Source organism: Streptomyces yangpuensis (genome assembly GCF_024666385.1).
Classification (GTDB): domain Bacteria; phylum Actinomycetota; class Actinomycetes; order Streptomycetales; family Streptomycetaceae; genus Streptomyces; species Streptomyces yangpuensis.
The window spans coordinates 399,005-423,495 of the sequence record NZ_CP102514.1; the positions used below are offsets into that span (position 1 = coordinate 399,005).

27 protein-coding genes are annotated in these 24,491 nt (G+C 70.8%); 14 read left to right on the forward strand and 13 right to left on the reverse strand.

Translation table 11 applies throughout. From position 1 onward, the window contains the following. Positions 1–99 precede the first annotated feature (99 nt). From NRK68_RS01955 to NRK68_RS01965, 3 genes are read right to left on the reverse strand one after another with little or no spacing between them, the layout of a single operon-like run. Positions 100–2,502, reverse strand: coding sequence for a glycoside hydrolase family 65 protein (locus tag NRK68_RS01955; RefSeq protein ID WP_257854639.1), 2,403 nt, complete (start codon positions 2,500–2,502; stop codon positions 100–102). After that, positions 2,499–3,245 (reverse strand): HAD-IA family hydrolase, encoded by a 747-nt coding sequence (locus NRK68_RS01960; RefSeq protein ID WP_257854641.1) that lies wholly within the window; start codon positions 3,243–3,245, stop codon positions 2,499–2,501. Before NRK68_RS01960 ends, NRK68_RS01955 begins: the two co-directional genes overlap by 4 nt. A gap of 5 nt (positions 3,246–3,250) precedes the next feature. Beyond that, a complete protein-coding gene (locus tag NRK68_RS01965) occupies positions 3,251–3,937 on the reverse strand; it encodes a helix-turn-helix domain-containing protein (protein ID WP_257854643.1) in 687 nt (228 codons plus the stop codon). Positions 3,938–4,295: 358 nt separating this feature from the next. Between NRK68_RS01965 and NRK68_RS01970 the strand changes: the two genes are divergently transcribed. The 3 genes from NRK68_RS01970 to NRK68_RS01980 are packed head-to-tail and all read left to right on the forward strand — an operon-like array spanning position 4,296 to position 5,779. Further along, a complete protein-coding gene (locus tag NRK68_RS01970) occupies positions 4,296–4,622 on the forward strand; it encodes an MBL fold metallo-hydrolase (protein ID WP_257854644.1) in 327 nt (108 codons plus the stop codon). A gap of 23 nt (positions 4,623–4,645) precedes the next feature. Then, positions 4,646–5,116, forward strand: a complete 471-nt coding sequence (locus tag NRK68_RS01975; protein ID WP_257854645.1) for a cyclic nucleotide-binding domain-containing protein — start codon at positions 4,646–4,648, stop codon at positions 5,114–5,116. Between the two features lie 9 nt (positions 5,117–5,125). After that, entirely contained in the window at positions 5,126–5,779 is a 654-nt protein-coding gene (locus NRK68_RS01980) for a CBS domain-containing protein (protein ID WP_257854646.1), read from the forward strand. Positions 5,780–6,436: 657 nt separating this feature from the next. On the opposite strand, the gene NRK68_RS01985 is transcribed toward NRK68_RS01980, so the two are convergent. Next, on the reverse strand, positions 6,437–7,318 hold the full coding sequence (locus tag NRK68_RS01985) for a universal stress protein (protein ID WP_257854647.1): 882 nt from the start codon (positions 7,316–7,318) through the stop codon (positions 6,437–6,439). 190 nt (positions 7,319–7,508) lie between these two features. On the opposite strand from NRK68_RS01985, the gene NRK68_RS01990 reads away from it, so the two are divergent. Beyond that, positions 7,509–7,955 carry an OsmC family protein gene (locus NRK68_RS01990; protein ID WP_257854649.1) on the forward strand — a complete coding sequence of 149 codons (447 nt, stop codon included), beginning with the start codon at positions 7,509–7,511 and terminating at the stop codon, positions 7,953–7,955. 88 nt (positions 7,956–8,043) lie between these two features. Beyond that, a complete protein-coding gene (locus NRK68_RS01995) occupies positions 8,044–8,607 on the forward strand; it encodes a hypothetical protein (RefSeq protein WP_257854652.1) in 564 nt (187 codons plus the stop codon). Here NRK68_RS01995 and NRK68_RS02000 read toward each other — a convergent pair. Further along, positions 8,538–10,193: a restriction endonuclease gene (locus tag NRK68_RS02000; RefSeq protein WP_257854654.1), complete on the reverse strand. Its 1,656-nt coding sequence runs from the start codon at positions 10,191–10,193 to the stop codon at positions 8,538–8,540. The genes NRK68_RS01995 and NRK68_RS02000 overlap by 70 nt on opposite strands. A gap of 1,088 nt (positions 10,194–11,281) precedes the next feature. Here NRK68_RS02000 and NRK68_RS02005 point away from each other — a divergent pair. From NRK68_RS02005 to NRK68_RS02025, 5 genes are all read left to right on the forward strand, one after another. Further along, complete coding sequence (locus NRK68_RS02005) at positions 11,282–11,911, forward strand: flavodoxin family protein (RefSeq protein ID WP_257854655.1); 630 nt, start codon at positions 11,282–11,284, stop codon at positions 11,909–11,911. 34 nt (positions 11,912–11,945) lie between these two features. Continuing rightward, positions 11,946–12,839: an SDR family oxidoreductase gene (locus NRK68_RS02010; protein ID WP_183066042.1), complete on the forward strand. Its 894-nt coding sequence runs from the start codon at positions 11,946–11,948 to the stop codon at positions 12,837–12,839. Beyond that, positions 12,836–13,837, forward strand: a complete 1,002-nt coding sequence (locus NRK68_RS02015; RefSeq protein ID WP_257854657.1) for a PHP domain-containing protein — start codon at positions 12,836–12,838, stop codon at positions 13,835–13,837. Before NRK68_RS02010 ends, NRK68_RS02015 begins: the two co-directional genes overlap by 4 nt. 161 nt (positions 13,838–13,998) lie before the next feature. Continuing rightward, positions 13,999–14,559: a hemerythrin domain-containing protein gene (locus NRK68_RS02020; RefSeq protein ID WP_183066040.1), complete on the forward strand. Its 561-nt coding sequence runs from the start codon at positions 13,999–14,001 to the stop codon at positions 14,557–14,559. A gap of 190 nt (positions 14,560–14,749) precedes the next feature. Continuing rightward, entirely contained in the window at positions 14,750–15,262 is a 513-nt protein-coding gene (locus NRK68_RS02025) for a hypothetical protein (protein WP_183066039.1), read from the forward strand. 45 nt (positions 15,263–15,307) lie between these two features. Here the strand turns inward: NRK68_RS02025 and NRK68_RS02030 are convergent, their stop codons facing one another. The 5 genes from NRK68_RS02030 to NRK68_RS02050 all read right to left on the reverse strand — a co-directional run bounded on the left by NRK68_RS02030 (position 15,308) and on the right by NRK68_RS02050 (position 18,536). After that, positions 15,308–15,532 (reverse strand): DUF6480 family protein, encoded by a 225-nt coding sequence (locus NRK68_RS02030; protein WP_183066038.1) that lies wholly within the window; start codon positions 15,530–15,532, stop codon positions 15,308–15,310. A 142-nt stretch (positions 15,533–15,674) separates the two neighbouring features. After that, complete coding sequence (locus tag NRK68_RS02035; RefSeq protein WP_183066037.1) at positions 15,675–15,995, reverse strand: DUF3253 domain-containing protein; 321 nt, start codon at positions 15,993–15,995, stop codon at positions 15,675–15,677. Next, positions 15,995–16,324 carry a DUF6479 family protein gene (locus NRK68_RS02040; RefSeq protein WP_183066036.1) on the reverse strand — a complete coding sequence of 110 codons (330 nt, stop codon included), beginning with the start codon at positions 16,322–16,324 and terminating at the stop codon, positions 15,995–15,997. The genes NRK68_RS02035 and NRK68_RS02040 overlap by 1 nt, the downstream gene beginning before the upstream one ends. A gap of 110 nt (positions 16,325–16,434) precedes the next feature. Beyond that, the gene (locus NRK68_RS02045) at positions 16,435–17,460 is read right to left on the reverse strand and encodes an NAD-dependent epimerase/dehydratase family protein (RefSeq protein WP_183066035.1); all 1,026 of its coding nucleotides are present in this window, start codon (positions 17,458–17,460) and stop codon (positions 16,435–16,437) included. Between the two features lie 338 nt (positions 17,461–17,798). Next, complete coding sequence (locus NRK68_RS02050; RefSeq protein ID WP_257854661.1) at positions 17,799–18,536, reverse strand: SDR family oxidoreductase; 738 nt, start codon at positions 18,534–18,536, stop codon at positions 17,799–17,801. A 92-nt stretch (positions 18,537–18,628) separates the two neighbouring features. On the opposite strand from NRK68_RS02050, the gene NRK68_RS02055 reads away from it, so the two are divergent. Beyond that, on the forward strand, positions 18,629–19,492 hold the full coding sequence (locus tag NRK68_RS02055) for a LysR family transcriptional regulator (protein WP_257854663.1): 864 nt from the start codon (positions 18,629–18,631) through the stop codon (positions 19,490–19,492). Positions 19,493–19,605: 113 nt separating this feature from the next. On the opposite strand, the gene NRK68_RS02060 is transcribed toward NRK68_RS02055, so the two are convergent. After that, a complete protein-coding gene (locus NRK68_RS02060) occupies positions 19,606–20,202 on the reverse strand; it encodes a TetR/AcrR family transcriptional regulator (protein WP_183066033.1) in 597 nt (198 codons plus the stop codon). Between the two features lie 169 nt (positions 20,203–20,371). Here NRK68_RS02060 and NRK68_RS02065 point away from each other — a divergent pair, with 169 nt between their 5' ends. The 3 genes from NRK68_RS02065 to NRK68_RS02075 all read left to right on the forward strand — a co-directional run bounded on the left by NRK68_RS02065 (position 20,372) and on the right by NRK68_RS02075 (position 22,937). Next, positions 20,372–21,331, forward strand: coding sequence for an alpha/beta hydrolase family protein (locus NRK68_RS02065; RefSeq protein ID WP_257854665.1), 960 nt, complete (start codon positions 20,372–20,374; stop codon positions 21,329–21,331). 184 nt (positions 21,332–21,515) lie between these two features. Next, the gene (locus NRK68_RS02070) at positions 21,516–21,974 is read left to right on the forward strand and encodes an RpiB/LacA/LacB family sugar-phosphate isomerase (protein ID WP_257854666.1); all 459 of its coding nucleotides are present in this window, start codon (positions 21,516–21,518) and stop codon (positions 21,972–21,974) included. A gap of 489 nt (positions 21,975–22,463) precedes the next feature. After that, positions 22,464–22,937 carry a nuclear transport factor 2 family protein gene (locus NRK68_RS02075; protein WP_257854667.1) on the forward strand — a complete coding sequence of 158 codons (474 nt, stop codon included), beginning with the start codon at positions 22,464–22,466 and terminating at the stop codon, positions 22,935–22,937. Positions 22,938–22,955: 18 nt separating this feature from the next. Here the strand turns inward: NRK68_RS02075 and NRK68_RS02080 are convergent, their stop codons facing one another. Both NRK68_RS02080 and NRK68_RS02085 read right to left on the reverse strand, forming a co-directional pair. Beyond that, positions 22,956–23,600, reverse strand: coding sequence for an NADPH-dependent F420 reductase (locus tag NRK68_RS02080; protein ID WP_373023450.1), 645 nt, complete (start codon positions 23,598–23,600; stop codon positions 22,956–22,958). Between the two features lie 59 nt (positions 23,601–23,659). Then, complete coding sequence (locus tag NRK68_RS02085; protein ID WP_257854668.1) at positions 23,660–24,472, reverse strand: inositol monophosphatase family protein; 813 nt, start codon at positions 24,470–24,472, stop codon at positions 23,660–23,662. Positions 24,473–24,491 lie beyond the last annotated feature (19 nt).

A 24,491-nucleotide genomic window follows, 5' to 3' on the forward strand; every position in this document is an offset into this window, starting at 1 on the left:
CTCCCTTTCCAGCGTGTGCGAAGCGCGGACACGCCGCCACGCGAAGGGGGCCGACGGACGTACGCCGGGGTCGGCGTCGGAGGGACGCCAGCGGGCGGCTCATTGGGTCGGTAGCCGGAACCACCGCTCGTGACCTGCGGCGACCTCCTCCCGCCGGTCACCCGGCAGCATCAACGGGACCGGGCCGAGGAGGGAGGCCGGGACACGGACCCCGAGCCTGCCGGGCCGGAACCTGATGCGGATGTTGCGGTGCCCGAGGTAGCAGACCGACAAGGCGGAGCCGGGGATCTCGGAGAGCGGCACGGGGTCGATGTGCAGGCCGTCGGCGCCGGGTTCGAGCCCCACGATGCCGCGTTCGACGAGGTCGAGCGTGCCGGCCATGGCACCGAGGTGGATGCCCTCGCCCGTGGTGCCGCCCTGGACGTCGGTGATGTCGCCGAGGAGGGCCTCCTGGCAGTACCGCCATGCGTCCGGACCCTGCTGGCGGCTGAGCACCCAGCCGTGGACGAGGCTGCTCAGGGTCGAACCGTGGCAGGTCCGGCGCAGGTGGTAGTCCACCGTCCGCGCCCACAGCTCGTCGTCGAGCGGGTAGCCCAGGCGGGAGAACAGACGGGCCAGTTCCACGGGGCGGAAGAGATAGCCGAGCATGAGGGTGTCGGCCTGTTTGGACGCCTGATAGCGGTTGGGGGTGTCGCCCTCGGCCTCCAGGATGCGGTCCAGCCGGCGGATGTCGTGGTAGCGGGCGCGATAGCCGTCCCAGTCGAGTTCGGCGAGATCACCGTAGCCGTGGAACTGGCTGATCACGTCGCGGTGGAAGGGCACGTACATGCGACGCGAGACCTCTTCCCATCTCCGGAGGCCGTCCGCTTCGACACCGAGCTGTGCAAGCAGCTCGGCCCGCCGGAGGGCCGGAAGTTCCTCGTAGAGGTCGAGGGCGCGGGCGAGCACCCAGGCCGCGGTGACGTTGGTGTAGGTGTTGTCGTCGATGCCGGGGGCCTGGGCGTCGGGGTACGCATCGTGGTATTCGTCCGGGCCGACGACGCCGCGGAGCCGGTAGCGGCCGAGATCTGCGTCCCAGGTCGCGGAGCCGGCCCAGAAGTGGGCGATGGCGAGGATGAGTTCGGCGCCCGGACCGTGCATGAAGCCCGTGTCGCCCGTGGCAAGGCCGTACTGCCAGACGTTCCAGGCGACGGCCGAGCCCACATGGCGCTGGAGGTGGGAGTGGTCGGGCAACCAGCGGCCGGAGCGGGGGTTGAGATGGAGCCGCTGTGTCTCCTCGGCGCCCGAACTACCGCTCTGCCAAGGGAACATCGCACCGGTGGCTCCGCCCCGCCGCCGCGCTGCGTCCCGGGCTGCGGGCAGCCGACGGTGCCGGTACATCAGCAGGGCACGGGCGGTTTCGGGGAAGTGGAGGGCGAGGTAGGGCAGGACGAACAACTCGTCCCAGAAGACGTGTCCTCGGTACGCCTCGCCGTGCAGGCCCCGGGCGGGGACGCCCGCATCGAGTTCCACCGTGTGCGGCGAAAGGGTCTGCAGTACGTGGAAGGCGTGCAGCCGCAGAATCCTGCCGCTCTCTCCCTCCGTTCTCAACTCTCCTTCGGACCACAGACGTTGCCACGTCGCACCGTGGGATGCCAGCAGGGCCCGGAAGGCCGGGGCCCGCGCGGCCTGCTCGACACTGCTGTGGACGGGGTCGGACAGGGGGCGGTCGAGCGAGGTGGACAGGGCTGCGGTCTTCACGACGACGACCGGCCGCCCCCGCCTGATCGGCAGGACGCAGACCTGCCGTGCGGCGGTGGCCGTGCAGGTCCGGTCGACGACCGCCAGGGGTTCCACCGAGGTGCGTACGGCGAGCCCGATCCGGATGCGGGACACCGCTGTGGTGCAGTCCAGCCAGGCGATGCCTTCCGCCTCGACCCCTGTCCGGTGCTCCACGAGGTGGCGCCCGGCCAGCGCGCGGTATCGGTCCACGCCCGCGTTGACGACGTCGCCGTCGAGCACGGAGACGACCTCGATCCGGCCTCTCCAGCCGTACGCGCGGAGGACGGTGCGTTGCGCGGCCAGCTGCGGATTCCCCATGTGGACGAGGCGGGTGTGGGTCACGCCCAGGCGGCGGCCCCCGGCGTCGAGGAAGAGCATCCGCCGGATGAGCGTTCCGGTACGGAGATCGAGCGAGACCCGGGAGTGGCGCAGGGTGGGGTGGTCGGGGGTGAGCCAGTCACCCGGCGGCGCGTCGTCGGGCAGGCAGCGGTAGCGCAGGGCGGTCCAGTCCGGCAGCCGGACCATGTCCTCGTTGGAGACCGTGCGTCCGGCCACGGTGGAGGTGAGCCGGTCGTAGCAGCCGGCGAGGTAGGTGGCCGGATAGTGGATGTCGTCGGCCGTGGTTTCGGGGGCCGATCCGCGGGTGGCGAAGCGGCCGTTCCCCAACGTGCACAGGGCCTCGATCAGCCGCTCGGTCTTGGGGTCGTAGTGCTGGTACTCCCAGCGCCATGACTCGTTCACGGCCGGTGTCCGTGCAGTGCGGCCGGAAGGGCGTCGAGGCCCGTGAGGACGAGGTGGGCGCCGTGTGCGAGCAGTGCGTCCGCCATCCGCGGGTCGTCGTCGCGGCACAGGCCGACGACGAGGGCGAAGTGGCCGCGCCGTCCCGCCTCGACGCCGACGAGCGCGTCCTCCACCACGGCGGTGTGCTCGGGGCCGGTGCCGAGGCGGTCCGCTGCTTCGAGGAAGAGAGCGGGGTCGGGTTTGCCGGGGAGCGCGAGCGCGTCCAGGTCCTGGCCGTCCACGAGGGCGTCGAAGCACCCGATGAGGTCTGCGGTCCGGAGGAGGGAGCGGGCGTGTTTCGATGCCGAGACCGCCGCGCATCCGACCCTCATCGCGTGGAGCCGCCGCAGGACGGACCGGACATCGCCAAATGCCTCCACGCCTTCGGTCCGCACCATCCGCGTGAAGATCGCCTCTTTACGGGCGGCCACCGCGTACACCGTGCTGCAGCCCGGCGGGTCATCCGGGGCTCCGGGAGGGAGTTCCATGTGCCGGGCCGTCAGGAAGGCGCGTACACCGTCGAGCCGCGAGCGGCCGTCCACCAGATCCCGGTACTCGCCGACCGCGTCGAACGGCAGCGGGGGTTCACCGGCCTGCGGCCGCCATTCGCCACGACAGCCGTCGAAGGTGTCCTTCCATGCGGCGGCGTGGCGGGCCGCCGTGGCCAGGAGCACCCCGTCCGTGTCGAACACCACCGCACGCACGCCGCTCACCAGTCGTGGGCCACACGACGGCCGGTGACCCGGGCGGGGGTGAGCCGCATCCACTGATCGCGGACCCCGCCGGCCCAGGGGCTGGAACGGGCGGTCGCGTTCAGATGCCGGAGTACGTCCGGGTCGGCGACCCCTTCCAGCGCGCCGACGGCCAGGACGCTCCAGCCGCTCGCGGTCACGTCGTCGATGTGGTCGATCTCGAATGCGGCTTCCGCCCCCGCGGGCCTCCCGACGACGGACACCGCGGAGGTGCGGAAGGCTATGTCGGATCCCGCCATCAAATAATTGACGGGCAGCACCACCGGTCCTTCGGAGGTGAAGACCGCGATGCGGCCCACCCCATGGGTGCCCAGCAGGTCCCGGCACTCGGACTCGCCCAGCGGCACCAGAGCGCTGTCGCGACGGGCCGTGGAACGGCCGGGGGCCCGTCCGGCGCTCGCTCCCGTCAGGTCGTCCACGCTGACGCCGAGGACATCGGCGAGCCGCACCAGGGTGCCGATGGAGGGCGAGGCCGCGTGCTCCTCCAGGTAGGCGATGTAGTTGCCGTCGGCACCGCACCTGCGGCCCAGCTCGGCGCGGCTCAGGCCGAGTGCCTCACGGCGGGCTGCCAGGCGGCGGCCCAGGTCGGTGCGCCGGGACGTCCCCGTGGTGGTCTCGGGCTGGATGGGCGGGGTCCTCTTCATCGTGATCACTGCTCCTGAGCGGGCAGGCAGCTTGTGGTGCTGCACCGCCCTTTACGCCGGGCGTGCGAATGGCGCTGCCGAGCTGCGGGACCGTGTCGGCGGTCCCGTGGCCGGATGGGCATGTCCTGGGACGGTGTGAGGTCTGCACGGCTGAGCCTTCTGTCTGCGCTGCGAAGGCGGCAGTCCCAGGCTGTCTCCGAGCTTCTCCGCCGCGCTTGGGCCGTCCGGGCCCCTCAGGGGTACCGGTCGGACCCTTCCCTGCGTCCCGTCGGCTGCAATGGTGGGAATCGGCGTTCGCCCGGAAGGAGGGTCGTCCGGTGCATCGGCGCGTCCGGGTCTGCTGCGTTTCCTCGGCAGTGTGCGTACGGTTACCGGGAGCAAGTTCCTCGTCGAGAGCGACCACGCCCGGATCCTCGTCGACTGCGGGCTCTTCCAGGGTGTCGCGGACCTGCGCCGCCGCAACTGGGACAAGCCGGCAGGCGGCCCCCGCGACCTGGACCACTGCGGCTACCTGCCGCGCCTGGTCCGGCACGGCTTCCGCGGGCCGATCCTCACCACCGCCCCCACGGCCCGACTCGCCGAGATCGGCCGGGGAGGCCGTCCTGGTCCGCTGAGGTGGGCCGGACGGTCCCGCGGTCTGCACCGCGCGGCCCTCCCCGCCCCCACGTCACACGGCGCACGGTGAGAAGGAAGGGCTGGAGGCACACCATGAGCACCATGCACAGCATCCTCGAACAGATGACTCCGGAAGCCCGCGAGGCCCTGCTCGCCCACTCCCGCCAGGTCACGTTCCCGGCCGGCACCCGCATCTTCATGGAGCGTCAGCGTGCCGAGAAGTTCTGGATCATCGAATGCGGCACCGTCGACCTCGACACCCACGTTCCCGGGCACAAGAACGCCGTGATCGACACTCTCGGCTACGGCGAACTGCTCGGCTGGTCCTGGATGTTCCGCCCCTACACCTGGCACCTGGGCGCCACAGCCACACACGATGTGATCGCCCTCGAATTCGACGCCGCCGCCGTTCGGAACCTGTGCGACGAGAACTCGGCCGTCGGTCGCTCCGTCTCCTGCGCCGTGGCCGCGGTCATCGCCGACCGGCTCGACGCCACCCGTACCCGTCTCCTCGACCTGTTCGCACCCCACGGCAGCGGAACCCCGCTCGCCCACGCACGCTGAGGACACGCCATGACCTCCACCCCCTACACCGTCGCCGACGTCATGACCACCAAAGTCGTCGCCGTCACCCCGGACACCGGCTTCAAGGACATCGCCGCCGCGATGAAACGCTGGAAAGTGACCGCCCTCCCCGTCATCGAGGGCGAGGGCCGCGTCGTCGGCGTGGTCTCCGAAGCCGACCTCCTCCCCAAGGAGGAATTCCACGAACACCGCCCCGGCATGATCGAACAGATGCGCCGCCTCGGCGACACCGCCAAAGCCGGCTCCACCCGCGCCGAGAACCTCATGACCACCCCGGCCGTCACGATCCGGCCTGACGCCACCCTGCCCCGGGCCGCGCGCCTCATGGCCGACCGCCACATCAAACGGCTACCGGTCGTGGACGCCGACAACACGCTCAAGGGCATCGTCAGCCGAGCCGACCTCCTCAAGGTCTTCCTCCGCTCCGACGACGAACTCACCGAAGACATTCGTCAGAGCGTTGTCGAACGCCTCTTCCCGCTCTCCCGCGACGGGGTCACCGTCAACGTCACGCAGGGCATCGCCACCCTGACCGGCAGCGTCCGGGACGGGCACCTCATCCCCATGGCCGACCGCCTCGCCCGGTCCGTGGAGGGCGTCGTCGACGTCCGCTGCCAGCTCGAGGCACGCACCGGACCATGAACCCGGCAGAGCCGGCATACCGACCGTGGCCGCTCCCAAGCAGGCGTGCGTGTGATGCAGAGCTGTTCGAGGATGGAATGCGGGGCAGACGCGCCACTGTCCACGGAGGTGAGCCAGGTGACGCTCCCGTCGCGACGCCGAGCCGGCGAGCCCCGCGCGACCGTCGGGGCACCGCGATGAGCACGGTCGCGACGCCGGACCCCGTCGACGCCAGGACTGCCGACGGCGTAGGGGGACGCCAGGACTGCCGACGGCGTAGGGGGACGGGGATCCGGCCGTACCGCCGGTCCGCCGGTCGTCACCCTGACGATGAATCCCACGATCGATCTCTGCTGGGAGGTCGACCGTCTGGAAGCCATCGGCAAGAACCGTGCGCGGGTCAGGTCGGTGGCCGTCGGGGGCGGAGGGATCAACGTCGCCCGCCACGTCGTACGGTTCGCTGGACGGGCCACCGCCGTCCACACCGCGGGAGGCGAGGCCGGCCTGCGCCTCAACCGGCTGCTGGACGAAGAGGGCATCGACCACCTCGCCGTCGACATCGCCGACGCCACCCTCGGAGCACTGGGCGCGCTGTGCTCGACCGTGCACGGCCACACCGAGCTCCACGCGCCGCCGCTGCCGGGTGAGACCCTGAGCGATGCCGGGGCCGGGCCGGGACTACCCGAAGGGCACGACGGCGACCGGTGCGGCACAGTGGTGGATCACGGCGTGCGCGACGTGACCGATGTGAAAACCTGTCGGCCCCGGGTGCCTGCGGCGCCCGACCACCACGAGTTCCGCACCCTCCGAGGCCTCCACCAGCTGGACTGCGGCCGCTCCGATGACGGCTTCCTCGACAACTTGGACGTCCGGGTAGCTCCTGCGCAAGGGCCGGACCAGTTCCGCCAGAGCGGATGCGACGTGGCCACCGACCGTCTCGCCAATGTCTGGATCGGCCACCATCGCGTAGACGGACGGACCGGGCAGGGTCCAGCCGTGCACGACCCGGACCCTCACGCCCCGACGCGCCGCCTCCAGGAACGCGAAGGCGAGCACGGGCGTGTTCGGGTGCTGGAGGTCGGCGCCCACGACGATCTCGCCGACAGCCGGTCCGGGCCCCTCTCCCGCGGCCGGGGCGTCCGCCCGGTCTGCGCGTACGAGCACGACCGGCTGGTGAGAGCGGCGAACGACGGCCAGAGAAACAGACCCGGCGAGGAACCCCACGAGGCCCCCGAGCCCCCGTGAGCCGAGCACCATCAGATCCGACTCGTCGGCGGCCGCACTCAGCAGGGAGCCGGCGCGACCACGCATCTCTTCGGTCGTCACCTCCAGCCCCGGGTGGTCTTTGCGCAATTGCCCGGCCGTGTCGCGGAGCAGTCCCGTGGACCGCTCGGCATCGTAGGCGGCGATCGGGTAGGGAATCGCCGGCGCGACCGGCCACTCCTCCACGTGGACCAAGCGCAAGGGGGCCTCGCGCCGTACGGCCTCGCGCGCGGCCCAGACGGCCGCGGCGAAACTCTCGGAGGATCCGTCCAGACCCACAGTGACCTGAACCGTCATTTCGTACCTCCTCCTGGACGCGTCGGCCCGGAACGACCGGAAGCGTCAGAGCGACTGCGGTCTCCAGCTTCGCGCTCCGACTTCGGCGGAGTGAGGGGCCGACTGGGCCGGAAAGCTGCCCGAAGGACCCATGTCCGAGGCCGACGGATCGCCCACAGTGGCAGGACCCACCGGAACCGGAGGCACGCCCATGACTGACACTGCACCCGGAAAGTCTGGTACGCGGCTTCCAGGAGATGCCCACCGGCTCGATGTCACCCACGTCGCCGGCGATGTCTACGTGGTCGACGTGCGCGGCCACCGCTTCCGTGTCGACCAGCCCACGGACGCGGGAGGGACGGACACCGCGCCCACGCCGACCGAGCTGTTCGCGGCCTCCTTGGCCACGTGCGTCGCCTTCTACGCGGGGCGCTACCTGCTGCGCCACGGCCTGTCGCGCGAGGACCTGGCCGTACGGGCGGAGTTCGCCATGGCCACCGACCGCCCCGCCCGGGTGGCCGCGGTGCGCCTGGTGATCGTGCCGCCCCCACAGCTACCCGAAGAGCGGCGCGCGGGCCTTCTCGCCGTCGCCTCGCACTGCACCGTCCACAACACGCTCCGGCAGCCGCCGGAGATCGGCATCGACCTCGCGCCGTAGCCGCCGTACAGCGTGAGACGCTGATCCGCGGCCCTATGCATCAGCGGTTACGGGTCCATGTTCGTCACCTCGACGCTGAAGGGGATGGATGGACCCCGATGACGTGATGGTCGATGCCCTCGCGGACAAGATCCTCGGGGGCAGGGTCGGGGGCGCTCTCCACCTTCCGTTCCGGTGGAAGCAGAAGAATGCTCCGCGTCGGCTGTCCGCCCCTGTTCACGTCGAGGCCGACTCTCCTGTGCGGACCGATCTCTCGTGCCGCCTCGACCTCCGCTTCCGAATAGGTCTCGACAAGCCGTGGGAATACAGTCTGATGCTCCTCCATCCCGGGAGCGGCACGATTTTGCGCCGCCTTGACGTGCGGGGCATGCACCTCGACCGCGAAACCGGCGAGCACTTCATCCATCGCACGCACAAACACAAGTGGAGCGAACAGCCCGGCAACAGGGACGTCTACGCCCCCGACGACATCCGTCACACACCGGACCCGATCGCCGATGCGACCCTCACCTCTATGGACGAAGAGTACGACCGCGTTGTGAGGGACTTCGTGCAGGAATGCCGGATGGACATCTCCGCGGGCTACGTTTGGGTTCCGCCCACGCCGCCGTTGCAGGCTCCGACGCTAGAGGGATTCGAGGAGTATCCATGAGCGCCTCTCCCCTCGATCCGCGCCTCACAGAGGATCTGCGCTGTTGGCACGTCGCACCGGCTGGTCGTCCAGGTGCCGTCGCGCTCACAGGACGCTCGTACTTCGCTGACGGAGACGGTGTCACCGTCCTGCTGCGTGTGTCCGGAGACGACGCATTGGCCAGCGACGGAGGCACCATGGTGACCCGCTTGGCCGATGGGCGGAACGGGGCCCGGGATGACGTCGAGGTCGAGGTGCTCCTTGAGCAGGTGGACCAGGTGGGCGCCGTCGAGGAGTTCCAGGCGTCCGTGGTAGTTCGCGAATGCCTCGCTCGCCCGACCGAACCACGAAGTCGTCACCAGGATGCCCTTGGCTGCCCTCTTGTGTTCCACGACGCCGGCAAGGGCGGACACAGACTCGAAGGGGACCACCTTGGTGGTGCGTTTGGCCTGGATGATGCACAAGCCCCGCATGACCGGGTCGGTGTTCATCGCCACCGCGTCCACGCCCTCGTCCTGCGAGGGCCGCGTATTGACGCTGTCCAGGCCGATGGCTTCGAACAACTGCCGCACCAGATGCTCGAATTCCGTGGGCGAGAGGTCCATCAGCACGGGACGGCTGTCCAGGCCCGCCACGACGTCCATGCCATCCATCAGGCGGTACTTGCTCAAGTCGAAGGTGACCAACGGGCGCACCGGCTCCAGCTCGTAGGGATTCGGGGAGATCAACGACCGCAACCGCTTCAGACAAGCCTGCGGATCGACCTGGGTCAGCACCAGTTCACCGAACTCCTCCCGCCCCGCCTGGAGGGTGATCAGACAAGGATGCACCTCGCGGCCCGTGGCACGGTCGATGGTCGCCACGTGGCCGTTCAGTGCCACTGAACTCACCACGCCGTCGGTGTCCGCGGCGAACACCTCGTGGACGGTCCGCAGCGCCGTCTGCGCCAGTACGGACGCATACAGCTCGTGGCGCTCCTTCTCGGGCCTCGGGACCGGCGTGATCTCGTCGCGTGTCTTCACATACCGATAGGCACGGGCCGGAGGGACCACCTCTTCCAGCGGTAGATCGATCTCGACCAGCAGGTCTCCGGTATCTGCCTGGTATGAGACTTGGTGCACCTTGGGGAAGCCGTGGGGATACATGGACGCCGCCAGAACCTGGTCGATGAACCACTCGACCGCCTCGACGTCGCGGTCCCGATAGGCGGCGCGGCGTGCCTCGACCCTGGCATTCCACTCCTCGATACGAGCCGCCTCCAGCTGGTTGCGCTCATCGTGGCGGGCCTGCGCCGCATCCAGCATCCCGACCCGTTTGTGCTCCTCGCGCGCGTGGTCTCGCAGCGCCTCGTCGAACCGCTTGCGCGCGGCCTCTACCTCCGCGTCGTACGAACGGCGCCCGAAGCCGAGCGCTCCCAGCCATCCGCGCGGTGCCTCAGGCTCGTACTCTCCCCACCGTGGGAGCGGAACGGGCTTCGTGCGGCGCTTGGGCGGCGCAAAGGCTGCGGGGACGAAGTGCTGCCTGAGACCATCGAAGTTCAGGGGCCGGCCATCCAGCACCACCGCACGTAACAGTCCCGCCAGCTGCTCGACGTCGTGCTCGGTCACGCTGGTCCTGTCGACGGCCTCCTGCGCACGTGCGGCTTCGTAGGCGGTCCTCTCCTCTCGCGCCTTGCGCTTGGCCTCTGTCTCAGCAGCCTTCCGGCGTCGCTCACGTTCCTTGGCCTCCCTTGCCCGCTCGCGCGCGTACTCGTCGCTCCCACCCGCCACCGCCACCCCCCAGGTCCCTGCACGCCGGTCCGCTCAGAACTTCCCCGACCCGGGGTCGTGCAATCCGCCTGAACAACACGGCCGCCTTCGGCACGACGAACCTCTGACGGTACGGTCCGCGCAACCCGCTGCGCCGAACCCGGGAACCCGACCAACGGTTCCCTCCAAGCCAGGCACCCAGCAACCTGACGGACTGGTGTCGTCGTAGCCCTACGCTTCGCCGAAGCGGGTGCCCCATCCAGTTGAACCAATCGGCGAACGGACACCGAGTCCGGAGGCCCGGGATGGTGGAATTGGCAACGTTCTGTAATCGATCCCGATCGGCGGGTCGGCCCCATGGGGGGCGGCACGAAGCCGCTCCGTCAGCACCGGGAAGGCGGCCCATCGACCCGTGCTGGTTCCGTGCTGACTTCTGTCACCGAGATCTAGGGAAACGGCAGTTCATAGCCTTGATCGGATGAGTTGTCGTACCACTCGATGGTGGTGCCGACGAGGCTCGCCGCGACGACTCTCCTGATGTTGCCGGGGCTCGCTGACGGTGTGGCAGAGGCGGCCATGAATACCACTTCCGGACGGGGGCGGGGACGATTCCGTGTGGCCACACCATAGGAACACGCAGGTCAGCGGCGTATGTGGCAGACCACCACAGTTAGGGGCCCCGACATCCTCCCAACCACCACAAGCGACCCTGCCCGGCCGCTGTACCGCGCATCCGACGGCACCGGCGGCGGCTGACTTCGCCGGCAAGGACAAGGCCGTGGCCGGGTCTCTGAAAACAGGGGGCGCAGGGCTCGGCCAACAGGGTTCGCCCGACATCCTCACGGCAGAAGGCCACCGCCGGAGGGCCGAGGCCGCGGGACCGCCGACCGGTATCCCCGGCACATGGAGCGAGGGATACGGCATGACCATCGGGGTAGCCGGATCACATGGACACCACCACCGAAACCACGCCGCTGCGCGCCGTCGCGCTGGTCTGCACGCTTTCGCCCTCGCCGAAGCGGTCCAGCTCTCAGTTGCTGGCCGAGCAGACCATGGCCGCCCTGGCGGATCACGGCGTCACCGGAAAGGTGATCCGGATCGCCGACCACGACGTCAAAGCGGGCGTCGAGGTCGACATGGGGGACGGTGATGCCTGGCCGGAGATCCGCGACACGATCCTGGGCTGCGACATCCTGATCCTGTCCACGCCGATCTGGCTCGGCCACCCTTCCAGCATCGCCCAGCGGGTCCTGGAACGCCTCGACGCCGAACTTGGCGAGAGCGACGGTGAAGGCCGCATGCTCACCTACGGCAAGGCCGCCGCGGTCTGCGTCGTCGGCAACGAGGACGGCGCCCACCACGTCAGCGCCGAACTCTTCCAGGGCCTCAACGACGTCGGATTCTCCCTCGCTCCGAACGCCGTCACCTACTGGGTCGGCGAGGCCATGCAGGGCACCGACTACCAGGACCTCGAAAAGACTCCCGACAAGACCGCCGCCACCACCGAGACCCTCGCCGCGAACACCGCACACCTGGCGCGCCGCCTCAAGGCCGCGTCGTACCCGCCCTCTGCATGACACCCGCCGTTGACTGTGCCGGAAGGAGACCGCGATGCCGTCCCACGAGCAGGCCCACCTCACCGATCCGGTGGCACTGCACCCCCGGCCCCCATTTCCCGAGCAGGACCAGGACCATCCCGGCTCGACCGAGGCGATGAATCCCCGCCCCGACCACGGCGAGAGCGACTACGAAGGCCACGGGCTGCTGCGTGGCCGCAAGGCGCTGGTCACCGGCGGGGACTCGGGAATCGGCCGGGCCGTCTGCCTGGCCTTCGCGCGGGAAGGCGCCGACGTCGTCTTCACCCATCTGCCCGAGGAAGCCGAGGAGGCCGAGGAGACGTCCCGGCTGATCCACGAAGCCGGCCGCACAGCGGTGGCCGTCGCCTGCGACATCCGGCACGAAGGCGAGTGCACCGCCCTCGTCGACAAGACGGTCGGCGAGCTGGGAGGAATCGACCTGCTCGTCAACAACGCGGCCTATCAGATGGCCCAGCCGGACGGGATCGAGGCGATCACCTCCGAGCAGTTCGACCGGGTGATGAAGACCAACCTGTACGGGATGTTCTGGCTGACCAAGGCCGCGCTCGCCCATATGCCGCGCGGGGGTTCGGTGATCAACACTGCCTCCGTGCAGGGCTACCAGCCCAGCCCCCACCTCCTCGACTACGCGATGACGAAGTCCGCGATCATCTCCTTCACCCACAGCCTGGCCCAGATGCTGGCCGAGCGCGGCATTCGGGCGAACGCCGTGGCGCCGGGACCGGTGTGGACCCCGCTGATTCCGGCGACGATGCCCGATCCGACGAAGTTCGGCGAGCAGTCGCCGCTGGGCCGGCCCGCCCAGCCGTCCGAGATGGCACCCGCGTACGTCTTCCTCGCCTCCGGCCAGGCCTCCTACATCACCGGCGAGATCGTCAACGCCACCGGTGGAACACCCCTGCCGTGACCCCCGACGAAGCCCTACGCCGGATCGCCTTCCTCCTCGAATGGCGCGGGGCGTCCCCGTACCGGGTACGGGCCTTCCACACGGCGGCCGACGCCGTCCGCCACCTGCCACCGGGCACGGTGGACGCCGCGCAGGCCGGACAACTGCACGGGGTCGGCCCGGTCACCGCCGAGGTGATCGCCCAGGCCTCGGCCGGAGCGGTACCGGGCTACCTCGCCCGCCTGCAGGCCGAAGCCGATCCGCAGGCCCGCACCGGCTGGGACCTGGCGGCCGGGAGTACCGGGGACTGCCACCTGCACTCCGACTGGTCGGACGGCGGCAGCCCGCTCGAGGACATGGCCGACGCGGCCCGCGCACTGGGCCACCGCTGGGCGGTTCTGACCGATCACTCGCCACGGCTGACCATCGCCCACGGGCTGAGCCGCGAACGCCTCGAAAGCCAGCTGGAGGCCGTAGCCGCCGTGAATTCCAGGCGGGGGTCGGAGTTCCGGCTGCTCACCGGCATCGAGTGCGACATTCTCGAGGACGGCTCACTCGACCAGGACGAAGAGCTGCTCGGCCGGCTCGACATCGTCGTGGCGTCCGTGCACTCCAAGCTCCGCTCCGAGCCCGGACCGATGACCGCCCGCATGGTGGCCGCGGTGCGCAACCCGCACGTCGACGTCCTGGGCCACTGCACGGGACGGATCATCACCGGCCGGGGGCGCCCGCAGTCCCTCTTCGACGCCGAAGCCGTGTTCGCCGCGTGCGCGCAGGCCGGTACCGCGGTGGAGATCAACTGCCGGCCCGAGCGCCGGGACCCGCCGGACGACCTGCTCGTGCAGGCCGCCGCCGCAGGCTGCCGGTTCGCCGTGGACACCGACGCCCACGCCCCCGAGCAGCTGCACTGGCAGAGCACGGGCTACGCGCGCGCGGCGCGGATCGGCCTGGGAGCGGACCGGCTGATCACGTCCTGGCCACTGGAACGACTGCTGACCAGCAGAACCGGACGGCCGTGAGGCACCCGCGTTCCGTCTCGCCTCGTCTGTCCGGTGACAGGGCGGCCGTCTCCCTCCATACGGGTGAGAGGCCCCGTGCGGCCGGGCGCCTCCAGGCACGGCGGGGAAGCGATCGGATCGGGCCGGAGCGGCCCCACCCCGAAACACGCATGGAGGCAGAGATGGGACACGGCGGGAATGTGATCGCCGAGCTGATGGCCGACCACCGGGAGGTGGAGGAGATGTTCAGCCGTCTCCAGGCCATGACCGGCGGCGGGCAGGGGCTTCGTGATCTCATCGACGAGATCACCATCGAGCTGGTGCGGCACTCGGTCGCCGAGGAGCAGTACCTCTACCCGGCGGTACGCAAGCACGTCCCCGGCGGTGACGAGATGGCGGACAAGGAGATCGAGGATCACGCTCGCGTGGAGAAGATGCTCAAGCAGCTGGAGCGGATGGACACCGACGACGCGCAGATGAGCCCGCTCCTGCAGGAGCTCATGGACGAGGTCGCCGCCCACGTCCAGGACGAGGAGAGCAGTCTCTTCCCGATGCTGGAGCGAGCCTGCACCCCGCAGCAGCTGGACGACCTCGGTGACAAGATCCGCCGCGCGAAGACCATGGCGCCCACCCGCCCGCACCCCGCCGCCCCGAGCAGCCCCACGGCGAGCAAGCTCCTCGCACCGGGCGCCGGCCTGGTGGACCGGGCACGCGACTTCGTGACCGGTCGTGGCAAGTCCTGAGTCCGCCTGAGGGGGCGGGCCCGCATACCCACATCCGGGCCCGCCGCCTGCGGGGAACGGTGACGTGCGTCATGCCGCACGGCTGCCCCTTGCGGCTACGCTGGTCGGCCACGAGCGGAGCGGCGCAGCTTCGCGCCGCAGCTCGCGAACCCCTACGGGACAGGGCGAGCACGCCCCCGAGGAAGCCGCCGTGTCCGCCGATCTCACACCCGTCATAGCCGCCGGCACCCGCTGGCTCCTGACCGCTTTCCCACCTGCTCCGGGCGCGTTCAGCCGCGCCCTGGCCGAGGCTCAGGCCCGGCAGGCCGTCACCCTGGCCGCCACCCTGCGCTACCCGACCCCGCTCGACGTCCAGCTCCTGAACCTCCTCGGGCCGGGCGGTAGCACCCGGCTGGACTGGCTGACCGGCGCCGAGCACAGCCCGGACACCGATGCCGACTGGCGGACCTGGGTGGACGAAACCGTCGTCAGCTGGGCCGCCTGCCTCCTCGCCACCCCCGCCCTGTCCGTCGACGCCCGTCACCTCGTCGATCGCGGCCAGTCCGGCGAGCTCACCCGTCTTACGCATCCCGGGGACCACGAACACGAGGCCGCACCCCTGCTGCGTCACCCGGATTTGCTCGAACCGGTCGCCGCCCTTCACCGGGCACTGCTGCTGGACCTGCTGGACCTGCGGGACAACGAGAACGCCGCTCTGAAGTAGGCCGAAACGCCGGCCGGCGGGCCGGGTGCGCGCCGTCGTCGCCGCTCACACGTTGAGCATGATGGCGTAGGCGAGGAAGAACAGGGCGCAGGCCAGGGCCACGAGGCAGATCACCACCAGGGGCCCCTTGCCCCATCCGCGGGTCAGGGGACGGTACGGGCCCGCGCCGGAGCCCGTGCTCGACTCGCCGGGCGGGGTTTCGCCGGGAGGCACCCCCTCGTAGGGCCGGGACGCGTTGCCCGGCTCCGGGTCCGGAGTACGTGCTGACATGTCTGCCTCCCTCTCCTCGAAGGCCGCGCCCGGCCGGTCTACCCGTCGGCCAGGACTCCCGGCGCCTACCCGCCCCGTGTCTGCTCACCCCTCGTGAGGCCCGACCTGCATGGACAAGGGCGTGGTGACGCCTCGGGCGCGCCTACTCCGACGCCCCGTCGGCGGGACCGGTCCCCCGTCGGGCGCGCCGTATGCGAATGGGACCGCGCGCCGCGGCCGGATCAACCGTGCGTCCGCCCTGCGTGATCTCGACCTCTCCGGCCGTGACCAGCCGGCGGGCAGCGCGGCGCGCCGGTTCCATGAGGTCGCGCCAGCCGTCGCCGTCCCCGTTCCCCGCGTACACCGCTCGCGCAGCGTCGGAGGGGCAGATCGTCGCGGTCGGGCCGCGGTGGTCCAGCAGCTTCAGAATGGCCTGCTCCAAGTGCCGGCCCGTCGTCGTCCCCTTCCGGTCGGCGCTCGTCATCACGGGCTCGTCTCTTCCGGGTGGTCGCCGCCCTCACGCCGGGAGCCGAGGTTCCCGTAGCCCTTCATCTCGTGCGGTGACAGCCTTTCGCCATGACCGGCGAACGACTCGGGGTCGGGCTCACGGTGTTCCTCGACGTGGTGGGGCCGCCGGGCCGTGGGCCGGGAAGGTGCGCCCGGGGGCGGCTCTGCTGCGCGGCGCCGGATGCCCCACCAGACGGCCGCGATGAGGAGCAGGGCAACCACGATGCCCACGGTCAGGAGTCCCGCACCGGCCGCTCCGGCGGAGAGCTGTACGGAAGGGGTGCTGTAGAGGGAGGGGTCCGTCATGGCGATTTCCGCCTCTCGGAAGGCTCGTACTCCGGCTGTGAGCGGCGCCTGCCCCTGCGTAGGCGTTCGAAACGGTTCCCATCCCCGCTTGAGGCCCGCGGTGCCCGGTGCTACCGGTCCGCGGCGCCGCCCGCCGCGGCGGCGAGCGGTGGGGTGTCGAGACCGGTCCCGTGGCGGAGGCCTTCGAGGAAGGCTCCGACGGCGTCCGTGGCCGTGTGGGAAGGAGTCCAGGCCAGTTCCTCACGGGCTCGTCCGGCGTCGAGGAGCGGCAGTCGCAGGACGGCGTCCAGCAGGCCAGGGTGAGCGGGGGCCAGGTGCAGGCTCCATGCCGCGGCCAGGGCGGCCCGTGCCGCTCCGGCAGGCATCGGCACGGTCCGTGCGTCGAGGAGCCGGGCCACGGCCGCGATGTCCAGCACGGGGTCGGCGACCAGGTTGAACGGGCCGCGGACGGGCCGTAGTACCGCTGCCCGGTAGGCCTCGGCGGCGTCATCGGTGTGCAGGGCCTGGAAGCGGAACCCCGTGATGTCCGGCAGTGCCGGGATGAGCCCGGGCCGGACGAGCCGCCACGGCAGGAGCGGGCCGGCGAAGATCCGGCGCTGCTCGGATGCCGCGCCCGTCTTGAACAGGAAGGCGGGCCGCATCCGCACCACCCTCATGCCGGGGTGGTCCCGTTGGAAGCCGTCGAGATACCGCTCCAGATAGGCCTTCTCCCGCGTGTACGGGGCACCGGGCCAGCCGTGTGTCGGCCAGGACTCGTCCACGGGCCGGCCGTCGGCCGGGCCAGGCGAGTACGCGCCGACCGAGGAGGCGTGAACCAGGACGTGCACCCCGGCGGCTGCGCAGGCCTCGAAGACGCGGATGCCGCCGAGCACGTTGGTACGCCAGGTCTCCACCGGGTCGTGCGTGGGCTGGAACTTCCAGGCCAGGTGCACGATCGCGTCCGCGCCGGAGAACAGCTCACTCAGCCGGGCCCCGCCGGGGTCGATGTCTGCCTCTGCCCACCGCACCCCCGGGATATCCAGGCCGGGACGACGGCGTGCGATGCCGAGGACATCCGTCACCTTCGAGTCCGCCGCCAAGGCGCGGACCACGCTCGTCCCTGCGTTGCCGGTGGCTCCGGTCACCACGACCCTCATGACGCCCGCCCCACCCGGCAGTGCGGATGGTGCCGCCGTCCGTGTCGCGTGACGGGCCGCGTGACGGGCCGCACGGTCGGCCGACTCACCGGAGGCTCCACCAGGGGTGGTCGTCGCTCGATGGCTGCGGGGCCGGCAGGGCTGAGCAGCGAGCGACTGAGGCCGGATTCGGAGGACATGTCACCAGCTCCCATCGGGACTCGGGCCCATGCGGCGACGGGACCGCCCCGTCGGTCCGTCACCTGGCCAGCGCCTTCCCCTATCGGCGGTGGAGAAACCGCCGTGAGGACCGGAGCCCGCGCTGTTCGCCGGCCTCGGGTCGCCGCGCAGGCCCGTGATCACCAGGGGACGACGCCGTCGTCCTCGAAGAACGAGCCGGTCGGACCGCCGTCGGGCAGGGTGGCGAGCCGGATCGCCGTGGTCGCGCCCTGTTCAGGGGTGCGGGGCCCTTGGAAGCCTGTGAAGTCGGTCGCGACCAGTCCTGGGCAGGCTGCGTTGATCAGGATGTTCGTACCGGCGAACTGCCGGGCGTACTGCACGGTGAGGGCATTGAGGAACGACTTCGACGGCGCGTAGGCCGCCATGACCGGGCCGATCTCGATGTCCGGGTCCGCCTGCCGGGCCAGGGAACCGACGCTGCTGGAGACGTTGACGATGCGTGGCGAGGCCGAGCGCCGCAGCAGCGGCAGCATCGCGTTGGTCACCCGGACGACACCCATGACGTTGGTGTCCACGACCGTGCGGAGCACCTCCAGATCGAGCACGGTCGGGTCCTGCACCCACCCCGGGGCCATCTCGCCCGAGATACCGGCATTGTTGACCAGGGCGTCCAGGCGCCCCGCCAGCCGTTCGACCAGTTCCGCGGCATCGGTGACGCTCTGGCCGTCGGTCACGTCCAGCGGTACCCCGAACGCGTCCACGCCGGCGGCGCGCAGTTTGCCGACGGCGGTTTCGCGTCGGGTGGCGTCGCGGGCTCCCACACCGACGCGGTAGCCGAGGCTGCCCAGTCCGGCCGCGATCTCGTAGCCGATGCCCTTGTTCGCGCCGGTCACCAGCGCGGTGGTTGTTTCGCTCATGCTGACGATGGTGGCCCGGGGGCGGGTGGTGCGGCCAAGACCGGTACGGTGCCCTGTCATACCCGGCAGGTATCACCGCGTATGCTGCGGCCGTGGACCACCTGGAGACCCGCGAGTTGAGGTACTTCGTGGCTGTCGCCGAGGAACTGCACTTCGGGCGCGCCGCCGAGCGCCTCGGCATGGCTCAGCCGCCACTGTCGCGGGCGATCCAGCAGTTGGAACGGCGCCTCGGGGTGTGCCTGTTGCAGCGCGACCGCCGTGGCGTCCGCCTGACCGGTGCCGGAGAGGTGCTGTTGCACGAGGGCCGGGCGGCCCTCGACGCGACCGCGGCCGCCGTTCGCCGCACCCGACGCGCCGGCGGGGAGGACAGCCCTGGCGGGCCCCGCGGTCGGCTGGTCCTCGCGGTGAAGGCCGCCGCCTCCCACGAACTGCTGCGGAAGCTTCTCGACGCCTATGCGGCCGAGCCCGGCAGTGCCGAGGTCGAGGTGCTGCTGTGCGGTATGTGCGAGCAGGAAGAGCTACTGCGCGACGGACGTGCTGATGTCGCCCTGATGCACACCCCGTGGAACTCCCTCGCCGGGTTCGACAGTGAGGCACTGACGACCGAGGGACAGGTCGCCGTCCTGCCTGCCGGGCACCCGCTCGCCGCCCGCGAGACCTTGTCCCTGGCCGATGTCAGGGACGTCCCCGATCTGCCGCTCGCCCGCTGGCCCACCCACGGCACGTACGCACCCGGCCCGGGCCCCGAGATCCACAACCAGACGCAACTGGCCCAGTTGATCGCCCTCGGACGCACCGTGGCGGTCGTCCCCGACTCCGCCCGCTCCTGGCTGTGGGCCGAGCACACGGCCGTCCCCCTGACCGACGCACCTCCCGTCGTGACCCACATCGCCTGGCCCGCGCACAGCCGTTCCCTCACCCTGGCGGGCCTGGTGCGCACAGCCGCACGGCTATGAGCAGGTCCTGACCCCCTGACCCCGGTCGGCCACCACCCGAACGGCTCGATCGCCTGAGAAGCAGCCGATCGGATCGCGTGGCCGCACCCCGGGCGTGATGGCGCCCCTCGGCATCAGGCCTCCCCGGATCGCTGGAGTCCCTGGAGGAGAAGGGCGATCAGGCGTCGGGGGTCGTAGCGGGGGTCGTCGTCGCGTCCGATGCAGAGGTTGCCGATGCCGCGCATCAGCTCGTAGGGCTGCGTGCCGGGCCTGATGTCGCCGGCCTCGACCGCGGCGTCGAGCAGTTGGGCGCAGACGGGCAGCAGGCGGTCGAGGAAGTAGGCGTGCAGCGCGGCGAAGCGGTCGCTGTCGGATTGCAGTGCGTCGGCGAGGCCGTGCTTGGTGACCAGGAAGTCGACGAAGAGGTCGATCCATCGGCGCAGTGCGTCGAGCGGGGAATCCGCGTCGGCCGCCAGCCTTGGGCCGGCTTCGGCGCATGCCTCGATCTGGTGCTGGTACACGGCGGTGACCAGGTCCGCCCGGGTCGGGAAGTGGCGGTAGATCGTGGCCATCCCGACGCCCGCACGGGCCGCGATCCGGCGGATCGGTGCATCGACGCCGGAGGTGACGAACACCTCGGCTGCGGCAGTGAGCACCGTCTCCCGGTTGCGCTGGGCGTCGGCCCGCTTGCTGCGGGACGGCATATCCGCTGCAGGGTCCTCGGCGGTCATCACGTTCTCCTTCGGCACCGGTTGACAAAACGGAGCAACGCTCCGGATAGTAAATGGAGCAGTGTTCCGTTTCAGCTTAGCCGAGACGGGGCACCCCTGACCGTCTTGTCCGCCCGCCGGCCGCGAGAGTCCGGCGGGCGGCGGGCGCCGCCGAAAGGGAATACACATCGTGAGCACAGCCATCACCGCCGACGCCTTGGGTCCGGCCGTCCCGGTCCTGTCCTTCAGCCCCGTAGTCCTGTCCGTGCCAGGACGTCCTGTGGACCTCCACGTGCGGGTCTCCGCGCCCGCGACCGGAACGAGCCTGCCCGTCATCCTCCTCTCCCACGGCCACGGCCCCTCGCACCACCTCTCCTCGCTCAACGGCTACGCGCCGCTCGCCAACTTCTGGGCGGCACACGGATTCGTCGTCGTCCAGCCCACCCACCTCACCTCCAGGACACTGACCGCCCTGGTCGCGGACGCCCCCGGAGCGCCCGACTTCTGGCGCTCCCGCGCCGAGGACATGACCCACGTCCTCGACCAGCTCGAAGCGATCGAGAACTCCGTGCCACAGCTCGCCGGGCGGATCGACCCCACCAAGGTCGCTGTCGCCGGACACTCGCTCGGCGGCTTCACCGCCGCCCTCCTGCTGGGCGCCGGACTCACCGACCCCGACACCGGCAACCTCGTACACCTCCTCGAGCCGCGGATCAAGGCCGGGGTACTGCTCGCCCCGCCCGGCAGGGGCGGCGATGTCTTCAACGGGCCCATGGCCGAGCAGTGGCCGGTCATCGGGGCCGTCGACTTCTCCACCATGACCGCACCCACGCTGGTCGTCACCGGTGACAAGGACGATCCCCGGCACTTCACCGACATGGGCCCGGACTGGCACGCCGACCCCTACACCCTCGCGCCCGGCCCCAAAACCCTGCTCACCCTGTTCGACGCGGAGCACGGGCTCGGCGGAATCGCCGGATACGACGCCGCCGAGACCACAGACGAAAACCCCGAGCGAGTCGCCGCCCTGGCCCAGCTCACCGCGGCATACCTCCGCAGCCGGCTCGACCCCGGCGACAACGCCTGGCAGGCCGCCCACGAGGCGCTGACCATCGCACCCCACCCGGCAGGACGAGTCGAATCCAAGTAGGCCCCCCGCCGCGTCGCACCGACCCGGGGCGAATGGGGTCATTCGGCGGGCCGGCACTCGTGCACCGCTGGATGCCGTCGGCCCGGGGCGGTGACCGGCGCCGTACGACGGCAGCCGAAGCCCTGCCCGCGGCGGCACCCTCGACCTGCGGCGACCGTCCCCCACGGCTGGTTAGTCTCGGGGCATGCGGATTTCTGTTTCCTCGGACATGGACGAACCCGTGGCTCGGGCACTCCTCGGGCAACTACGCGATCGCGGACACGACGTGATGACGTACGGGGCGCTCAGGGCCGGCGATGATCCGCAGTGGGCAGCCTGCTCGGAGGCGGCGGCCCGCGAGGTGGCCGCCGGGAACGCCGACCAGGCGGTCGTGTGCTGCTGGACCGGTACGGGCGCGTCGATCGCGGCGAACAAGGTTCCCGGCGTACGCGCAGCCCTGTGCACGGACGCCTACACCGCGGACGGTGCGCGCCGCTGGAATGACGCCAACGTGCTCGCGCTCAGCCTGCGCCTGACCTCGGAACCGCTCCTCGGGGAGATCCTCGACGCCTGGTTCGCCGCCGAGGCGAGCACGGACGCCGAGGACCGGGAGAACGTGTCGCGCGTCAACCGGCTCGACGACACCACGAGGGCCACACCCTGAAGCGAAGGCGGAGACGCCGACGGGCACCGGAGGGCTCTTCGGTCGAGGATCGACCGCGGGCAGTTTGAGAGGGGGCTGGCCAGTTCGTCCGGACGGTTGCCGGCCTTCGTGACGAACACCGAGTACGCGCGGTCCGCCAAGACGACGTCCTGGCGGCTCCTCGGTCTTCCGGGTGCGCCTCGCGGAACACGGATGCCGGGGGTGCGAGGGTGCCCCGGCAGCCGAGGAAGGGGCGGGGCGTGACGAGTGGTGTCGTCGCGCCCCGCCCCACTGCTGCCGACCCGGCGCTCCACGACAACCCGGGCCCGACGCAGCTCGGTTGGGGCCGAGAGATCACGGCGCCGCCCCTCACCGGGTGAAACAGCACCTCAGCCAGCCCTGCGATCCACCGTCCCGACCGACCCGGCGCCCGCGTCGCCGGCGACGAGGACGGGCCGGCAGGCTCGGGCGAGGCTGTCGCGACCAGGGGCGGCCTGATATGAGTTGATCATGAATGCTGAAACTCTTGACCCGATGGAGCGCCTGCTCGCGGAGCGGGCTTGTGAGCGGCTGGTCGTCGAGTTCGTCCACCGGCTCGACCTCGGGGACCCGGGCTCGGTGGCGGACCTCTTCACGCAGGACGGCACCTGGGAATGGCCCGCAGGCGACCGCCGCATTGCGGGTCACGACGCCCTGCGCGGCTACTTCGGCAACCGGCCCGCAGACCGGCTCTCCCGCCGGATCTGCACCAACATCCTGGTCACGGTGACCTCTGCGGACACCGCCGCCGCCACCACCTACTTCACCACGTACCGTGTCGACGGCTACAGCGAAGGTCTCGTACCGCCGCGGCCCCCGGTCCAGGTGGGGCACTACGAAGACACGTTCCGCAAGGTGGACGACACCTGGCTGCTCACCACGCGGACTCTCTTCCTCTCGTTCGCAGGTCCCACGGAACGCCTCGACGGGCCCGGCCGGTCATGAGAACGACTCCAAGCCGGCTCAGCGGGTGAGGGAGACGGCGAACGGCTTGAAGCCGTGTCGGCGCAGGATGTGGGGAACCACCAGGATCATGGCCTCGGTGGCGCGGGCCGTGGTGATGCCGCCGAGGTCCTCGATCCATGCGGGCTCCCAGCCCAGGTCGCCGAGCAGGCCGGTGACGGTCCTCTTCGCGTTCTGGTCGTCGCCCGAGAGGTACGCGGTCGGTGGGGTGGCCAGCGTTTCGGGAGCGGTCATGACCATGAACAGCATGGTGTTGAGGGCCTTGACCACATGGGTCTCCGGGAGGGCTGCCTGGAGTTGCTCGGCGAGGCTGCTGCCGGGATAGCACAGGTCGCCGGGCAGGCCGTCAGCGGCGTCGCGGGTGGCGTTGGAGACGTCGACGAGGAGTTTCCCGGCGAGTTCGGTACGCAGGTCCGCGAGGCGGGCCAGGGAGGTGTCGCCGGGCGTCGCGTTGATCACGATGTCGGCGGTGCGGGCCGTGGTCCGCTGGTCGGCGAAGGCAATCTGCGGGGAGATGCCTGCGGCAAGGGCTGCGGTCCGTTCCGGGTTGCGGACTCCGAGGGTGACATGGTGTCCGGCTGCGGAGAGCTTGCCGGCGAGGTTGGCGCCGACGCGGCCGGCGCCCAGGATGCCGATGCTGGTCATGAGGCGATGTTCCTTGTGAGGTGAGTGAGGCGAGGTGGGCGTGGGGCGGGGGTGTCCGGTCAGGCGATCGGCGACAGGACCTCGAGGGCGGCGGTGTGGATTCCGGGGGCGGCGGCGAGGAAGTCACGGCTGCCCGTGTTCCAGGGCTTGCCCGCCAGGTCGGTGACGGTGCCTCCGGCCTCGGAGACCAGCAGCGCACCGGCGACCAGACCGGAGCGGACGTCGGAGAACTGCCAGAAGGCGTCCGTGCGTCCGGCGGCGACGTGGATGAGCTGCATCGTGGCAGGAACGGACACGCGCACGACCAGGCCGCCCATGAGCATGGCGGTGACCGAGTCGCCGATCCGCCGGAAGGTACGCTCGTCCTCCCCGGGCCTGGCCTGGCCGGTGCCGACGAGCGCTGCGCCCAGCTCGGTCTTGGCGGACACCGTCAGGGGCCGGGCGTTGAGATGGGTGCCGCCGCCCGCGACAGCGGTGTACGTGTCGCCGGTCAGGGGCAGGTGGACGACGGTGAGCACCGGCTGGTTGTCGCGGACCAGGGTGGCGGTCACGGCCCAGTCCTCCATGCCGTGAACGTGGTTGATGTTGCCCTCGGCGGGGTCGACGACCCACCACTCCCCCGACGGGAGCGCACCGCCGGCCAGTTCGTCCTCGGCCCACTGCGATCCGCGCCGCATCCGCAGCAGCGGCTCCCGCAGCACGCTCAGCACCGCGTCGTCGTTGGCGTGGATCTCGGCCACGACCTCCTCCAGACTCACGCCCCGGGCGTGCGGGGTGTGGCGGTCGCGGAGGGTGAGGCCCGCCGTCTTCACCGCGGCGGTCGCCTCGGACAGGAGCGTCGTGTCGGCGGCGAAAGGCATGGCTGTGCTCATGGTGGGCTCCCTGGGTTCG

Coding starts and splice junctions, on each gene's coding strand:
- NRK68_RS01965 (WP_257854643.1), bottom strand. CDS start 3,937: ATGAAGAGGACCCCGCCCATCCAGCCCGAGACCACCACGGGGACGTCC.
- NRK68_RS01975 (WP_257854645.1), top strand. CDS start 4,646: ATGAGCACCATGCACAGCATCCTCGAACAGATGACTCCGGAAGCCCGC.
- NRK68_RS01980 (WP_257854646.1), top strand. CDS start 5,126: ATGACCTCCACCCCCTACACCGTCGCCGACGTCATGACCACCAAAGTC.
- NRK68_RS01985 (WP_257854647.1), bottom strand. CDS start 7,318: ATGACGGTTCAGGTCACTGTGGGTCTGGACGGATCCTCCGAGAGTTTC.
- NRK68_RS01990 (WP_257854649.1), top strand. CDS start 7,509: ATGACTGACACTGCACCCGGAAAGTCTGGTACGCGGCTTCCAGGAGAT.
- NRK68_RS01995 (WP_257854652.1), top strand. CDS start 8,044: ATGGACCCCGATGACGTGATGGTCGATGCCCTCGCGGACAAGATCCTC.
- NRK68_RS02005 (WP_257854655.1), top strand. CDS start 11,282: ATGGACACCACCACCGAAACCACGCCGCTGCGCGCCGTCGCGCTGGTC.
- NRK68_RS02010 (WP_183066042.1), top strand. CDS start 11,946: ATGCCGTCCCACGAGCAGGCCCACCTCACCGATCCGGTGGCACTGCAC.
- NRK68_RS02020 (WP_183066040.1), top strand. CDS start 13,999: ATGGGACACGGCGGGAATGTGATCGCCGAGCTGATGGCCGACCACCGG.
- NRK68_RS02030 (WP_183066038.1), bottom strand. CDS start 15,532: ATGTCAGCACGTACTCCGGACCCGGAGCCGGGCAACGCGTCCCGGCCC.
- NRK68_RS02035 (WP_183066037.1), bottom strand. CDS start 15,995: ATGACGAGCGCCGACCGGAAGGGGACGACGACGGGCCGGCACTTGGAG.
- NRK68_RS02040 (WP_183066036.1), bottom strand. CDS start 16,324: ATGACGGACCCCTCCCTCTACAGCACCCCTTCCGTACAGCTCTCCGCC.
- NRK68_RS02045 (WP_183066035.1), bottom strand. CDS start 17,460: ATGAGGGTCGTGGTGACCGGAGCCACCGGCAACGCAGGGACGAGCGTG.
- NRK68_RS02050 (WP_257854661.1), bottom strand. CDS start 18,536: ATGAGCGAAACAACCACCGCGCTGGTGACCGGCGCGAACAAGGGCATC.
- NRK68_RS02060 (WP_183066033.1), bottom strand. CDS start 20,202: ATGACCGCCGAGGACCCTGCAGCGGATATGCCGTCCCGCAGCAAGCGG.
- NRK68_RS02070 (WP_257854666.1), top strand. CDS start 21,516: ATGCGGATTTCTGTTTCCTCGGACATGGACGAACCCGTGGCTCGGGCA.
- NRK68_RS02075 (WP_257854667.1), top strand. CDS start 22,464: ATGAATGCTGAAACTCTTGACCCGATGGAGCGCCTGCTCGCGGAGCGG.
- NRK68_RS02080 (WP_373023450.1), bottom strand. CDS start 23,600: ATGACCAGCATCGGCATCCTGGGCGCCGGCCGCGTCGGCGCCAACCTC.
- NRK68_RS02085 (WP_257854668.1), bottom strand. CDS start 24,472: ATGAGCACAGCCATGCCTTTCGCCGCCGACACGACGCTCCTGTCCGAG.